The sequence below is a fragment of the Corallococcus macrosporus genome, assembly GCF_017302985.1.
GTDB classification, from domain to species: domain Bacteria; phylum Myxococcota; class Myxococcia; order Myxococcales; family Myxococcaceae; genus Corallococcus; species Corallococcus macrosporus_A.
On record NZ_JAFIMU010000009.1, the window covers coordinates 349,593 to 362,778 of the forward strand.

Consider the following 13,186-nt stretch of genomic DNA (forward strand, 5'->3'; position numbering starts at 1 on the left):
GCGTATGGCGACGCCCATTCAGATGCCCAGCCTTTCCCCGACGATGAAGGAGGGGAAGATCGTCAAGTGGCTGAAGAAGGTGGGAGACAAGATCTCCTCCGGAGACGCCATCGCCGAGGTGGAGACGGACAAGTCCAACCTCGAGGTGGAGGCCTTCGACGACGGCTACCTCATCCAGATCGCCGTGCCCGAGGGCGAGGTCGCCACGGTGGGTTCGCCCATCGGCTACCTCGGCGCCAAGGGTGAGAAGGCCACGGGGGGCGCTGCTCCCCAGGCCCCGGCCCCCCAGAAGACGGAGGCCCCTAAGGCCGCGGCGCCCGCCGCCGCCCCGAAGCCTCCCGAGCAGGCTCCGGCCCCCGCCGCCAGCGGCGCGGGTGAGGGCATCGCCATCCTGATGCCCTCGCTCTCCCCGACCATGACGGAGGGGAAGATCGTCCGGTGGCTGAAGAAGGAGGGCGACAAGGTCTCCTCCGGGGATGCCATCGCCGAGGTGGAGACGGACAAGTCCAACCTCGAGGTGGAGGCGTACGACGACGGCACGCTCGCGCGCATCACGGTGCAGGCGGGTGACATGGCCAAGGTCGGCGCGCCCATCGCGTTCCTCGCGCCCAAGGGTGCCAAGGCCGGGGCTTCCGCTCCGGCGGCCGCGCCCCAGGCTCCGGCCGCTCCGAAGGCTCCCGCCCAGACTCCCGCCGCCGCGGCTCCGTCCGCGCCCGCCGGGGGACAGGTCGTCCCGCTGCGCCGCGAGTCCCAGGCTCCCCAGGCCTCCGGCGGTGGCGCGGGTGGCCGTCTGCGCGCCAGCCCCCTGGCGAAGCGCATGGCCCAGGAGCGCGGGCTGGACATCAGCCAGGTGCGCGGCACGGGTCCGTTGGGCCGCGTGGTGAAGCGCGACGTGGAGCAGGCGCTGGGCCAGGGCTTGGCGAAGGCCCCGGCCGCGCAGGCGCCGGCGGCGAAGAAGGCCGCCCAGCCGGAGGTTCGCGCGTTCGGTACGCGTCCGGAGCCCCAGGCGGTGCCCGTGTCCTCCATGCGCAAGGTCATTGGCCAGCGCATGTCGGAAGTGAAGCCCGGCGTGCCGCACTTCTACCTCACGGTGGAGGTGGAGATGGACGCCGCGGTGAAGATCCGCGAGGAGGCCAAGGCGCTGGACCTCAAGGTGTCCGTCAACGACATCATCGTGAAGGCGGCGGCCATCGCGCTGCGCCGTTCACCGAAGATGAACGTGTCGCTCCAGGGCGACCAGGTGCTGCACTACGGCACCGTGGACGTGGGCATCGCCGTCGCCATCGAGGACGGGTTGATCACCCCCATCATCCGCGACGCGGACCTCAAGGGCCTGCAGGCCATCTCCGCCGAGTCCCGCGACATGGCGGAGCGCGCCCGCAAGCGCTCGCTGAAGCCCGCCGAGTACAACGGCGGCTCGCTCACGGTGAGCAACCTGGGCATGTACGGCATCGACCAGTTCATCGCCGTCATCAACCCGCCCCAGTCCGCCATCATCGCGGTGGGCGCAGTGGCGGAGAAGGCCGTGGTGCGTGACGGCCAGCTGGCGGTGCGCAAGATGATGACGGTGACGCTGTCGGGTGACCACCGCGTCATCGACGGGGCCACCGGCGCGGAGTACCTCCGCGAGCTGAAGGGGCTCCTGGAGCATCCCTCGCGGCTGCTGTTCTAGCGGTCGAGCGGTCCGCCGACTTCGCCCCCGTGCGACCTGCACGGGGGCGAAGGCACGGCCCGGGCTACTCCCGCGTCGGCTCGTCCGACTCGACGTCCTTCTCCAGCTTGCGTTGCGCCTCGGTGACGTCCGCCTGCTCCGCGCGCTTCGTGCCCGTCTCCAGCTCCTCCTCGTGCTCCTGGCTGCGGCCCTGGATGCCGGGCCACGGATCCGGGCGGGTGGCCTGCACGTGCTTCACGGGCTCCAAATCCTGGTTCTTCTTGTTCGCCATGGTGCGTCACTCCTCCCCGGAAACGGGGGCGTGGATGGAACTTCCGTGGCGGTACGGTGGGATGCCCGCGCCCGAGCGGCCACCCGGTGGGATGGGGGAGCAGAGCGCCTGCCTGCCTGACTCCCTTCGGACGTCGAAAAAAGGTCGGCAGGCGGCGCGGTTCGCTGCTTAACTTCTCACTCAATGAACGACGACATGACTCGCGAGCGCCTGGGGCTTGGACTGCAGGAGGTGGAGCGTTCATCCACCCCGCTGACTCCGGTGGTGTCCCTGGCGCACTCACTGCAGCAGGCGCTGCGCGGCGCGGTGTTCCCGCTCAGCGCGGAGCAGTTGGTCTGGGTGGCGCGTGAGAACGAGGCGCCGCCGCACGTGGTGTCGCTCCTGGGCACGCTGCCCCGCGGCCGCTTCTCCTCCGTGGACGGGGTGGCGCTCGCGTTGGGGGACGCTTCCATCTGAGGTGAAGTGCTGTTTGCGACGTTCGCCTACGGCCTGGGTACAAGGTACCCCCAGGCGCGCAGTCGGACGTGCGCGTTATCTTCGGCGCGACCAGCCTGTCTTCCGGATGAGGAAGCCACGGTCTGGAGGAGCTCCATGAACGCCTCGGACCTGCCCGCCGTGCTGTACGTGGACGACGACGCCCTCAACCTGAGGGTGTTCGACGCCAACTTCGGGCAGAAGTTTCGCATCTTCCGGTGCTCGTCCCCCAACGAGGCCCTGGCGCTGCTGGAGCAGCGGCGCGGGGAGATTGGCGTGGTGCTGTCGGACCAGCGCATGCCGGGGATGACGGGCGTGGAGCTGCTGGAGAAGGCCCGCACCATCGCGCCGGACGCCAAGCGCATGCTGGTGACGGCGTACGCGGACATGCAGGCCGTCATCGACGCAGTGAACCGCGGCCAGGTGACGCGCTACTTCGTCAAGCCGTGGGACCGCGCGGAGCTGCTGGCGGCGCTGGAGGACGCGCTCAAGATCGCGCGCCTGGAGCTGCGCATCCGGGAAGTGGAAGGCCGGATGATGAAGTCCGAGCGTCTGGCCACGCTGGGGCAGGTGACCGCGGGCATCGCGCACGAGCTCATGGGGCCGGTGGGCTACCTCACGCAGAACGTGTCGTCCCTCCAGCGCGACATGGAGCGCGTGGTGCAGTACGTGTCGCGCCACCTGGCGACGGATCCGGACGCGGAGGTGTCCTCCACCATCGAGGACCTGCCGTCGCTCATCAAGGACCTGTCCGAGGGCGCCAGCCACCTGCGCGGCGTGGCGCTGGGCCTGCGCGCGCAGGCTCGCGGCGAGGACATGGAGGCCACCGCGGACGTGGCGGAGGTCGTGTCCTTCGCGGTGAAGCTGGCGCGCGCGGAGGTCCGCGACCGGGCCCGGCTCACCAGCAGCGGCGAGCCCATCCGCATCGTGTTCGGGCCGGTGAAGCTGTGCCAGGTGCTGCTCAACCTCATCGTCAACGCGGCGCAGGCCATGGAGAACACCGGCCGTCCGGGCCGCATCGACGTGCGGTGGGCGGCGCGCGACGAGGACGTGGTGCTGACCGTGTCCGACAACGGCTGCGGCATCCCCGTGGCGCTCCAGGAGAAGGTGTTCCAGCCGCTCTTCACCACGAAGCCCGTGGGCATCGGCACGGGACTGGGCCTGTCCATCTGCCGCGAGCTGGTGACCCAGTTCGGCGGTCAGCTCCGCCTGCAGTCCACGCCGGGAGAGGGCACCGAAATCGAGCTCACCTTCAAGCGAGCCCCGCTCCCTTGAGCCCGAACGCGTTGTGCAGCAGCCGCCACACCCGGTAGAGGGTGTCGCTCTCCTGCGGCCGCACGTCCCGCACCAGGAGTGCGCGCTGGGGCGCGGTCTCCGGGCCGTACTCCACCACCAGTGCGTATCCGCCCTTCGGCGGCTCGATGATGTGCACCGCGCGCACGTCGTCGAAGGGGAGCGTCTCCGTGCGCGCCGCGCCGGGGGCCCACGCGAGCGTCTCCAGCCGCAGGGACTCCGTCTTGAAGTGCAGCACGAAGCGCCGCCTGCGCAGCCGCGCCTCCACCATCAGCGCGCCGCCCACCAGGCCTCCCGCCAGCATCAGCAGCAGGGTCGCGGCGCCCGGTGTCCTGCCTTTGTCCAGGACGAGCAGCAGCAGCCCCACCACCGTGCACACGCCCGCCAGGGCCACGAGGAGGGTGGGCAACAGCCGCAGCGTCCAGGGCGGCGGCAGGGACTCACCCACCAGCCGGCCCCCGTCGTAGAAAAGCCGCACGTCGCCCAGCCGTGGCGGCACCCGGTTCTCCCGGAGCGCGTCTTCGAAGCTCACTTGGCGAGCATAGTGGGCGCGCCTGTTTCCCACCCTCGAAGTTGGACGTGAGCTGTGCGATCCTCCCAATTCATGGATCTCCCGTTCGAGACCGGCGAAGGTGAAGGGGAAGGGCGGGGGACGCTCGCCTCGAAGGTGCTGCTGGTGGATGACGAGCCGGTGGTGCTCGACATCTGCGTGCGCCTGTTGGCGCGCGAAGCGGACCTCATCGTCTCCCCCGTGGGCAGCGCGGAAGAGGCGCTCGTCCTGTTGAAGGACCAGCGCTTCGACGTGCTGGTGACGGACAAGAACCTGCCCGGCATGGGCGGGGTGGAGCTCATCGCGGAGGCGCGGCGGATGCAGCCCGCGCTGGAGGCGGTGATGATCACCGCCTACGCCAGCTCCGAGTCCGTCATCGCCGCGTTCGCCGCCGGCGCCAGTGACTACATCGTGAAGCCCTTCGACGACCTGCGCGTGCTGCGCGCCAAGGTGCGCGCCGCGCTGGAGCGCCGCTCGGAGCGGGTGCGCACGCGCGACGGGGCCCGGGAGATGGCCCGTCAGGCCGCGGCGCTGCTGGACGCGGGCCGCGACGCCCCGGAGCCCGCGCACGAAGCGCTGGAGACGGAGCTGCGCAACTACGAGCAGGCCGTGCGCATGGGCCACACCGGCAGCGTCGCGGTGGTGGGCAGCGCGGAGGCCGTGAAGGTGCTGCGGGACGCGGCCTTCGAGGTGGTGGAGCTGCCGCCGTACTCACCCCAGCTGGAGAGCGCGGACGTGGTGGTGGTGGAGACCGGCGACCCGCAGTGGCACACGCTGGCGGAGCGGCTCCAGGGGCGCTCGCCGGACGTGGTGCTGCTGGCCGGCGCGGACGCGGACCTGAGCGACCTGCTGGAGGCCATCACCCTGCGCATGGACCTGGTGGGCTACGGCCAGTCCAACGCCGCCCGCATCCTGCCGGAGAAGGTGCGCATGCTGCTGATGCGCCGGGGCATCCAGCGCGCCCAGCAGCGGCTCACCGCCGCGCTGGACACCTTCCGCCAGAGCATCGCGACGACGAACTAAGTGGGAGCGCCGCTGCCGCCCCGGAGACGGGGCCGGCAGGGCAGGGCGGAGCGCCAGCACGAAGCCCGCAAAGCGAAACGCCCACCTTCGTTTCCGAAGGTGGGCGTCTCAGTGTGACCCTGCCGGGATTCGAACCCGAGTTTGAGCCGTGAGAGGGCTCCGTCCTAACCACTAGACGACAGGGCCGGCTTGCTGCTTCCCTACAACCGCGTTGTTTCTGCTGCTGCTTCCTACATTCTCCGTTCTGACCAGTCAACCGGAGATTTTCAGCTGGGGAACTAGGATTCGAACCTAGATAAGCAGAGTCAGAGTCTGCTGTCCTGCCGTTAGACGATTCCCCAAGGCGCTGCGTGCTGCGGCTGCGTGTTGCGGGCGCTTCTACTACCGACTTCTGCTGCTGACTTCAACTACTTCGTTTTCCTGACCGGCTTGCCTTCGTTCTTCTTCGCCGGCTTCGCCGCCCCCTGCAGCGGGACGACGTAGATGCGAACCTCTTCGTTCGCTTCGTAAATGTTCAGCCCCTCGAAGTTCTTCCCGGAGGGGTTGGAGATGTGCACGGCCTTGACGCCCGGCTGGTTGACGATCGACCGCCTCGGGTAGCTCGAGGTCGGGTAGACGTTCTTGTAGTAGTCGAGCGTCGCCTCGAAGTCGCGCGAAGCCCGGTACCGGTTCTCGCCCACCTTCTGGGCACCATCCGGAATCTGGGCGCCGTTCACCAGCTCGGCGCCAGAGGCCGTTGCCCAGAGGGCCAGCAGCACCGCCCCGAGCGGGCGCGCCTTATAGAAATGCGGTCTCAGGCTGTCAAGCGGTCGCGTCATCGCCGGCCAAGATAGGGCCCGGCGGTGCCCGCGTCCACCGCCAATCTCACGTGCCGCGAGCGAGCGCCGCGTCGATGCGCTTGAGGGCTTCCTCGCGCCCCACGAGCAGCAGCGTCTCCCCGATGCCGGGGCTGGTGGTGTTGCCGGTGATGGCCACGCGGATGGGCTGGGCCACCTTGCCCATGCCCACCTGGGCGGCCTCGCTCACCGTCTTCACCACGCCGTCCAGCGGCTCCACCGTCCACGCGGGCAGGGCGGCCAGCTTCTCCCGGGCCTGGCGCAGCAGGTTGAGCGAGTCCCCGCTCAGGTGCTTGGCGGCGGCCTTCTCATCCAGGGTGACGCCGCTCTTGAAGTAGATGGTCGCGGTGTTGGCCATCTCGTCCAGGGTGCGCGAGCGCTCGCGCAGCGCGAGCACCAGCGGCTCCAGGCGGGAATCGCCCTTCGCCTGGAAGCCGCGGGCCTCCAGGAAGGGGACCAGCCGCTCCGCGACCACGGCCGGGGGCAGCAGCTTGAACCACTGCTGGTTGAGCCACTGGAGCTTCTCCGGGTTCCACACGCCGGACGTGCTGCCCACGCCGTCGAAGTCGAACCACTCCACCATCTGCTCGCGGGAGATGACCTCGTCGTTGCCGTGGCTCCAGCCCAGGCGGATGACGAAGTTGAGCAGCGCCTCCGGCATGATGCCCGTGCGCTTGTGCAGCATCACGTCCGCTTCCGGGTGCTTGCGCTTGGAGAGCTTCTCCCGGTCCGGCCCCAGGATGAGCGGCAGGTGCGCGAAGGCCGGCGGCGTCCACCCCAGCGCCTGGTAGAGCATCAGCTGCGGGAACGTGGAGTTGACGTGCTCCTGGCCGCGCGCCACCAGGTCGATCTCCATCAGGTGGTCGTCGATGACGCAGCCGTAGTTGTAGAGGGGGATGCCGTCCGCGCGCATCATCACCCAGTCATCCAGGTCCGAGTACGCCTTGGTGATGGTGCCCAGCACCTTGTCGTCGAACGACACGGTGCCTTCACCGGCGGGCATGCGGAAGCGGATGACGGCGTCCTGCAGCGTCTTGCCCGGGGGCGGCGCCTTCAGGTCGTGGCAGGTGCCCTCGTACTTGTAGGAGCCCTGACCCTTCTCCTTCTCCACGGCCTCGCGGCGCTGGGTGATCTCCTCGCGGGTGCAGTAGCACCGGAAGGCCTTGCCCTCCGCGATGAGCTGGTCCGCGTGCTTGCGGTACGTGTCCAACCGCTGCGTCTGGAAATAGGGGCCGTACTTCGGGTCCTCCTTGCCGGGGCCCTCGTCCCAGTCCAGGCCCAGCCACTTCAGCCCGTCGGTGATGGCCTGGACGGACTCCGGCGTGGAGCGCTCCTGGTCCGTATCTTCCATGCGCAGCACGAAGGTGCCGCCGTAGCGCTTCGCGTAGAGGTAGTTGAAGAGCGCCGTCCGGGCGCCTCCAATGTGGAGGTATCCAGTAGGTGACGGAGCAAAGCGGACGCGGGGTTTTGACGGAGCCATGAGCAGGCGCGCGATAGCAGGACGGGTGCACGAGGGTCAACGCAAGCCGCCCGCTTGGGGTTAGGCTGCGCGGGCAAGGAGACTTTCCATGTCGATTCGACACGCGGTTCGCACGGTGGTGCTGGCCACCCTGCTCGGAGGGCTGCCGGTGGGGGCCACCACGATGCTGCGGGCGGACCTGCCCCAGATGGCGCAGACGTCGGACACGGTGGTGCAGGGCGTCGTCCGGCGCGTGCAGAGCCGCTGGAGCGGGGACAAGCAGCGCATCGTCACGGACGTGGAGATTCAAGTGACGGAGGCCCTCAAGGGCCAGCCCGGCGGCACGGTGCTCGTCACCCAGCCGGGAGGCCGGGTGGGGGACATCGGCCAGGTGGTGAGCGGCCTGGCGTCCTTCTCCGAGGGCGAAGAGGTCGTCGTCTTCCTGGAGAAGCGCGGCGCGTCCGCGTTCCAGCTCTCTGGCATGGCGCAGGGCAAGTACCAGGTGCGGCGCACCGGTCCGGGCGCCATGGCGGTGCCGGCGTCCACCGGCGACGCGGTGCTGATTGATCCGAAGACGCGCCAGGAGACGGCGTCCAACGCGAAGCCGGTGACGCTGGAGGAGCTGAAGGCGTCCGTGCGCGCGGCGGTCCAGGCGCAGCAGGCGGCGCCCGCGAAGAAGGGGGCGAAGTGATGGGCACGCTCGCGTCGTGGGTGGTGCTGGCGGCGGTGATGGGACAGAGCTCCGCGCCGTACGTGCGCAGCCGGGTGTCCCCCGGGGATGACACCACGCAGTGCCTGTACTGGACGCAGTCCAAGGTCAACTGGCAGCAGAGCACCGTGGGCAACCCGAAGGCGACGAATCACACGGAGTTCGACGCCATCACCCGCTCGTTCCAGAGCTGGCAGGACATCTTCAGCGGCTGCGGCAACCTGTCGCTGGTGGAGGGCCCGCGCGTGGACTCGCGGACGGTGGGCTACAGCCGCTCCGGCAACAACATCAACCTCATCCTCTTCCGGGGCCGCGCCTGTCGCGACGTCGTGGACTCGAGCAACGCCTGCTTCACCGAGGACACGTGCGCGAACACGTACGACTGCTGGGATGACAGCGACGGCACCATCGCCATCACCCTCACCACGTACGACGAGCGCACGGGCGTCGTCTACGACTCGGACATCTCCTTCAACGCCGCGCGCTTCAACTTCACCACCGGCAACGGCGGGCCGTGCGGCATCGTGGCGACGCCGGACTGCGTGGACACGGACGTGCAGAACACGGCCACCCACGAGGTGGGCCACTTCGTCGGCCTGGACCACACGCTGGCGACGGGCTCCACGATGAACCCCAGCGCGCCGCCGGGTGAGACGTCCAAGCGCAACATCGACTCCGGTTCGCGCAACTTCGTGTGCGTCGCGTACCCCAAGGGCAGCGCCAGCCAGCCCTGCTTCCCGGTGCCGGGCGGGACCGGCAATGGGGACGGGGATGGCGACGGCGATGGAGACGGCGACGGGGATGGCTGCACCGCGGCGACGGGCGGGCTGGCCGTGTTGCCGCTGCTGGCCGCCGCCTCGCTGCTCGCGCGCCGCCGGCGGGGTGCGCGGTGAGCTGTCGCCTGCTGCTCCTGGGAGTGTGGCTCTGCGCGGGAGCGGCGGGCGCGCAGCAGGACTACAAGCGCACGCTCGTGCCCGGCCGGCCGCTGTGTCTGGTGTGGCCGGGGCGTGACTACGTCTACCACCTGGACGCGGCCGGCAGCACGCGCACGCCCGGGGACACGGAGATCGCCGCCATCGAAGCGGCCTTCGACGCGTGGCGGGCGCTGTCCTCGACGTGCAGCGACTTCCGCTTCATCCGCGGCGAGGACTGGAAGCGCTCCATCGCGGTCGGCTACGACGAGGAGCACCCCTTCGACAACTACAACGTCGTCACCTTCCGCGAGCGCAACTGCCAGGACGTCGCCCCGCCGGAGGATGCGTGCTGGGCGGAGGAGACGTGCGGCAACGTCTACCAGTGCTGGGCGCACGGGGGCGCGACCATCGGGCTCACCACGTCCTCGTTCAGCTTCAAGGACGGGTTCGTCGTGGACTCGGACATCGAGCTCAACGCGGCGGAGACGGACTTCGGTCCCAGCTTCCTGTTCACCACCGTGAACGGCCCGCCGTGCTCGGACACGCAGTCCACCGACTGCGTCGCCACGGACGTGCAGAACACGATGACGCACGAGATTGGCCACGTCATCGGGCTGGACCACGTCTTCTCCACGGGCTCCACCATGGAGGCCACCGCCTCGCAGGGTGAGACGTCCAAGCGGGTCATCGACGCGGGCTCCGCGGCCGGCTTCTGCTCCACCTATCCGCGCGGCCTGCCGCCCACCCAGTGCCGCATCCCGGAGGATCCGGGCGTGAAGCTGGTGGCGGACGGGAAGGGCACCGGCTGCGGCGCTTCCGCCGGAGGGCCGGTGCTGGCCGCCGTGCTGCTCTGGGGGGCGGGGTTGATCCGCGGGGGCAGGCGTTCAGCGGCCCCGCCGGCCGGCCTCCCTGCCGCTGCCGGGGACGGAGCGCGCGGTTAGACTGTGGCCGTGGCCGTCGCCTTCTTCGACCTGGACAGGACGCTGCTCGCCGCCAACTCCGCGTCGCTCTGGGTGCGCCGCGAGCTGGCCCTGGGCCACATCTCCCGCTGGGAGGCCCTGCGCGCCAGCCTGCTGCTGGCGCGCTACCACCTGGGCTTCGTGGCCATGCAGGACGTGCTCCTGCGCGCCACGGCGCTGCTCACCGGCTCCGACGCGAAGGACCTGGAGGCGCGCTCGGCGGACTTCTACGAGGAGGCCGTGCGTGGCCAGTACCGCCCCGGGGCCCTGGCCGCGCTGGAGGCCCACCGCGAGGCGGGGGACCGGCGGGTGCTGCTGACGTCGTCCTCGGGCTACCTGTCCGACCTGGTGGCGCGCGAGCTGCGCCTGGACGGCGTGCTGTGCAACCGCTTCGAGGTGGACGCCTCGGGGCTGCACACCGGGCGCATGCTGGGGGAGGTCTGCTTCGGCGAGGGCAAGCGGTTCCACGCGGAGGCCACCGCGAAGGAGGCGGGCGTGCCGCTGTCCGCGTGCGCCTTCTACACGGACTCGTACTCGGACCTGCCGGTGCTGGAGGTGGTGGGGCGCCCGGTGGTGGTGAACCCGGATCACCGCCTGCGCCGGGAAGCCCGGCGGCGCGGCTGGCCGGTGGTGGACTGGGGCGTGCCTCCGGGAGGCGCCACCCCGTCCGTCCCACCGTCTCCGCCGCTCGTGCCCTCCACCGGCCCCTGAAGGGCACGGGCGGAAGGCACGTGACGCGCTGCCCTCAGCGGCGCGGAGACACGAGCCGCATGGTGAAGGTGTAGTCCACGTTCACCGGACGGCCCTGGTACTGGATGGGCTTGTAGACGCGGGACTGGAGCGAGTCGAGCACGGCCTTCTCCATGTGCTGCACCATCTTCAGGACGCGGCAGTTCTCCACGCGGCCCTTGTTGGTGATGGTGCAACGCACCGCCACGAGCCCCTCCGCCTTGATGGCGAGCGCCTCGCGCGTGTACGCGATGTCGCGGCCCTCCTCCAACAACATCGGCCGGTCCATGGCGTCGTTGAAGGGGATGACGGCGTTCGGGTTGACGGGCGCGAGCGCGCCGGTCGTCAGCGACGGCACCGCGAGGCTGCCCGCCGCGCTCACCGGGGCGGCGGCGGAGGAGCCCAGCGCGCCCAGCGCCTTGTCCGTCGTCGTGGCGGGGACGACCGCGGCGGCGGTGGCCGTGTTCGCCTGCATCATCACCGGCGCCGCCATGCCGCCCGGCGTCGCCGGGGCCACGTTCTCGAAGTCCTCGGGGGTGGAGGCGCTGGCCAGGTCCACGCGGCTCGGGCGCTCACCACCGCCCCGGCGCTTGGTCAGCTTCTGGGACAGCACCACCTCGCCGGAGCCGCCCGTGATGAGGGTCTCCGTCTGGTAGCCCTCCAGCGCGAACGTCAGCTCCGCGGTGATGCTGCCCTCGTTGCCCAGCGGCAGCTCCATCACGAAGGGCGTCACGCCCTTCTCCTTGCCCTTGTAATAGACGCGCGCGCCGGACGGCTGGCTCATCAGCCGGAAGCGCACCTTGCCCGGCGCGGGCGGCGCCGTGGGGGCCTCCGCCACCGGCGCCGGAGCAGGCGCCGCGGCCTGGGCCGCCGGTTGCGCGGCCTTCTCCTCCGGGCCGCCGCGCAGGAAGAACAGCGTGATGCCCACGAGCCCCGCCACCATCACGCCGCCAAGCGCGCCCATCATGAGGGTGCGCTGGCGGGCGCGCTGCACGTCCGGGGGCACGTCCACGCTGATGTCCACCGCGAGCCCGCCGTCCGCGGGCTCCGCGTTGCCCACGTTGGCGAACAGCGCGGAGGCGTAGGGCCCCGTCGTCGGCGGAGAGGGGTAGGGCCCCGTCGTCGAGGCGCCGCCCAGCCGGCGGAACACGCCGCTGTTGCCGCCCGCGGCCATGTGCGCCTCGCGCAGGCCCTCCAGCAGCTCGTCCATCGTCTGGAATCGCCGCGCGGGGTCCTTCTCCATGCAGCGGCGCACCACCATCTCGATCTCCGGCGGCACCGAGAGGTCCGGCCGCACGGCCTGGAAGGTGGGGGGCGGTTCCTTGTAGTGGGCGAAGATGAGCTCGATGTGGTCGCGCGCGATGAAGGGCGGCCGGCCCATCAGCATCTGGAACAGCATGATGCCCAGCGAGTACACGTCGCTGCGGGCGTCCGCCACGTTGCGCGCCTGCTCCGGCGCCATGTACTGCGGCGAGCCCAGGAACGTGCCGTTCTGGGTGATCTCGGGGCTGACCGGCCCCTCCGTCTGCGGCGCCACGGACTTCACGAGGCCGAAGTCCAGGACCTTCACCAGGTCCTGATCCGCCTCATTGAGGATCATGATGTTCGCGGGCTTCAGGTCGCGGTGGACGATGCCCAGCGCGTGCGCTTCACGCAGAGAGCGGCACACCTGCTGCGCCACGGACACCGCGCGTGCCCAGGGCAGCGGGCCCGCCTGACCCAGCACCTGCTGGAGCGTGCGCCCCTCCAGGTACTCCATGGCGATGTAGTAGATGCCGTCGTCCGTCTGCCCGTAGTCGATGACGGTGACGGTGTTCGGGTGCCGCAGCTTCGACGTCAGCGACGCCTCCCGCAGGAAGCGCTTCTGGAAGCCCGGGTCGCGGCTGCTCGGGAAGTTGGGGTTGAGCACCTTGAGCGCGACGACGCGCTCCAGCCCTGACTGCAGGGCACGGTACACCTTGCCCATTCCACCGACGCCCAGGGGTTCCAGAATGCTGAAGCGGCCGTTCAACGTCCGGCCGATGAGCGGATCCGTTCCCGGGGCCTCTGGGCTCGGGGAATCGCTCTTGATCATTCGTGTCCCCTAGAAGCTGCGTGAAGCATGGTTTCTCCGGCAAAAGCAGCGCACCCTCATCCAAGCACAACTCGCCGGTGTGGCGCACCCCAAGGGGGTCCGGAATCCACCACGTCGGGGCAACAGCGACCCCGGTCGCAGGGGGGGATGTGAGTCGCGACCTTCGGGTAAGCCCGCATTGCTTTGGACCTCGCTCCCGGATTACGGTTTTTCTCCCTGCCTG

Annotated in this window: 13 protein-coding genes and 2 tRNA genes; 8 read left to right on the forward strand and 7 right to left on the reverse strand. The window is 70.1% G+C overall.

Annotation, left to right across the window (positions count from 1 at the left end; genetic code table 11):
• Positions 1–4: 4 nt before the first annotated feature.
• Positions 5–1,672 carry a pyruvate dehydrogenase complex dihydrolipoamide acetyltransferase gene (locus JYK02_RS29440; RefSeq protein WP_207055996.1) on the forward strand — a complete coding sequence of 556 codons (1,668 nt, stop codon included), beginning with the start codon at positions 5–7 and terminating at the stop codon, positions 1,670–1,672.
• 64 nt (positions 1,673–1,736) lie between these two features.
• Here JYK02_RS29440 and JYK02_RS29445 read toward each other — a convergent pair whose 3' ends face one another.
• Positions 1,737–1,943: a hypothetical protein gene (locus JYK02_RS29445; RefSeq protein WP_207055997.1), complete on the reverse strand. Its 207-nt coding sequence runs from the start codon at positions 1,941–1,943 to the stop codon at positions 1,737–1,739.
• A 195-nt stretch (positions 1,944–2,138) separates the two neighbouring features.
• On the opposite strand from JYK02_RS29445, the gene JYK02_RS29450 reads away from it, so the two are divergent.
• Positions 2,139–2,399 (forward strand): DUF2795 domain-containing protein, encoded by a 261-nt coding sequence (locus JYK02_RS29450; protein ID WP_242589324.1) that lies wholly within the window; start codon positions 2,139–2,141, stop codon positions 2,397–2,399.
• 135 nt (positions 2,400–2,534) lie between these two features.
• Positions 2,535–3,692 carry a sensor histidine kinase gene (locus tag JYK02_RS29455; protein ID WP_207055999.1) on the forward strand — a complete coding sequence of 386 codons (1,158 nt, stop codon included), beginning with the start codon at positions 2,535–2,537 and terminating at the stop codon, positions 3,690–3,692.
• Here JYK02_RS29455 and JYK02_RS29460 read toward each other — a convergent pair.
• Complete coding sequence (locus tag JYK02_RS29460) at positions 3,670–4,242, reverse strand: hypothetical protein (protein WP_347402612.1); 573 nt, start codon at positions 4,240–4,242, stop codon at positions 3,670–3,672. The genes JYK02_RS29455 and JYK02_RS29460 overlap by 23 nt on opposite strands.
• 72 nt (positions 4,243–4,314) lie before the next feature.
• Here JYK02_RS29460 and JYK02_RS29465 point away from each other — a divergent pair, with 72 nt between their 5' ends.
• Positions 4,315–5,283, forward strand: coding sequence for a response regulator (locus JYK02_RS29465; protein ID WP_207056002.1), 969 nt, complete (start codon positions 4,315–4,317; stop codon positions 5,281–5,283).
• Between the two features lie 114 nt (positions 5,284–5,397).
• Here JYK02_RS29465 and JYK02_RS29470 read toward each other — a convergent pair.
• The 4 genes from JYK02_RS29470 to gltX form a co-directional block, all read right to left on the reverse strand.
• Positions 5,398–5,469, reverse strand: a tRNA-Glu gene (locus JYK02_RS29470).
• 84 nt (positions 5,470–5,553) lie between these two features.
• Positions 5,554–5,624, reverse strand: a tRNA-Gln gene (locus tag JYK02_RS29475).
• Positions 5,625–5,690: 66 nt separating this feature from the next.
• Positions 5,691–6,101: a hypothetical protein gene (locus tag JYK02_RS29480; protein WP_014398160.1), complete on the reverse strand. Its 411-nt coding sequence runs from the start codon at positions 6,099–6,101 to the stop codon at positions 5,691–5,693.
• A 46-nt stretch (positions 6,102–6,147) separates the two neighbouring features.
• Positions 6,148–7,599 (reverse strand): glutamate--tRNA ligase, encoded by a 1,452-nt coding sequence (gene gltX, locus JYK02_RS29485; RefSeq protein ID WP_207056003.1) that lies wholly within the window; start codon positions 7,597–7,599, stop codon positions 6,148–6,150.
• 88 nt (positions 7,600–7,687) lie between these two features.
• Here gltX and JYK02_RS29490 point away from each other — a divergent pair, with 88 nt between their 5' ends.
• Genes JYK02_RS29490 through JYK02_RS29505 form a run of 4 tightly spaced genes read left to right on the forward strand, consistent with a single transcriptional unit; the run spans position 7,688 to position 10,871 of the window.
• Positions 7,688–8,269 carry a hypothetical protein gene (locus JYK02_RS29490; protein ID WP_207056004.1) on the forward strand — a complete coding sequence of 194 codons (582 nt, stop codon included), beginning with the start codon at positions 7,688–7,690 and terminating at the stop codon, positions 8,267–8,269.
• Positions 8,269–9,180: a myxosortase-dependent metalloprotease, MXAN_2677/MXAN_2678 family gene (locus JYK02_RS29495; RefSeq protein ID WP_207056005.1), complete on the forward strand. Its 912-nt coding sequence runs from the start codon at positions 8,269–8,271 to the stop codon at positions 9,178–9,180. The genes JYK02_RS29490 and JYK02_RS29495 overlap by 1 nt, the downstream gene beginning before the upstream one ends.
• Positions 9,177–10,142: a myxosortase-dependent metalloprotease, MXAN_2677/MXAN_2678 family gene (locus JYK02_RS29500; RefSeq protein WP_207056006.1), complete on the forward strand. Its 966-nt coding sequence runs from the start codon at positions 9,177–9,179 to the stop codon at positions 10,140–10,142. Before JYK02_RS29495 ends, JYK02_RS29500 begins: the two co-directional genes overlap by 4 nt.
• 9 nt (positions 10,143–10,151) lie before the next feature.
• Positions 10,152–10,871: an HAD-IB family hydrolase gene (locus JYK02_RS29505; RefSeq protein WP_207056008.1), complete on the forward strand. Its 720-nt coding sequence runs from the start codon at positions 10,152–10,154 to the stop codon at positions 10,869–10,871.
• Positions 10,872–10,905: 34 nt separating this feature from the next.
• On the opposite strand, the gene JYK02_RS29510 is transcribed toward JYK02_RS29505, so the two are convergent.
• A complete protein-coding gene (locus JYK02_RS29510) occupies positions 10,906–12,963 on the reverse strand; it encodes a TonB family protein (protein WP_207056009.1) in 2,058 nt (685 codons plus the stop codon).
• Positions 12,964–13,186 lie beyond the last annotated feature (223 nt).

What these genes read in the sequence shown, in the direction of transcription:
- JYK02_RS29440 (WP_207055996.1), top strand. Translation starts at nt 5, where the DNA reads ATGGCGACGCCCATTCAGATGCCCAGCCTTTCCCCGACGATGAAGGAG.
- JYK02_RS29445 (WP_207055997.1), bottom strand. Translation starts at nt 1,943, where the DNA reads ATGGCGAACAAGAAGAACCAGGATTTGGAGCCCGTGAAGCACGTGCAG.
- JYK02_RS29450 (WP_242589324.1), top strand. Translation starts at nt 2,139, where the DNA reads ATGACTCGCGAGCGCCTGGGGCTTGGACTGCAGGAGGTGGAGCGTTCA.
- JYK02_RS29455 (WP_207055999.1), top strand. Translation starts at nt 2,535, where the DNA reads ATGAACGCCTCGGACCTGCCCGCCGTGCTGTACGTGGACGACGACGCC.
- JYK02_RS29465 (WP_207056002.1), top strand. Translation starts at nt 4,315, where the DNA reads ATGGATCTCCCGTTCGAGACCGGCGAAGGTGAAGGGGAAGGGCGGGGG.
- JYK02_RS29480 (WP_014398160.1), bottom strand. Translation starts at nt 6,101, where the DNA reads ATGACGCGACCGCTTGACAGCCTGAGACCGCATTTCTATAAGGCGCGC.
- gltX (WP_207056003.1), bottom strand. Translation starts at nt 7,599, where the DNA reads ATGGCTCCGTCAAAACCCCGCGTCCGCTTTGCTCCGTCACCTACTGGA.
- JYK02_RS29490 (WP_207056004.1), top strand. Translation starts at nt 7,688, where the DNA reads ATGTCGATTCGACACGCGGTTCGCACGGTGGTGCTGGCCACCCTGCTC.
- JYK02_RS29495 (WP_207056005.1), top strand. Translation starts at nt 8,269, where the DNA reads ATGGGCACGCTCGCGTCGTGGGTGGTGCTGGCGGCGGTGATGGGACAG.
- JYK02_RS29510 (WP_207056009.1), bottom strand. Translation starts at nt 12,963, where the DNA reads ATGATCAAGAGCGATTCCCCGAGCCCAGAGGCCCCGGGAACGGATCCG.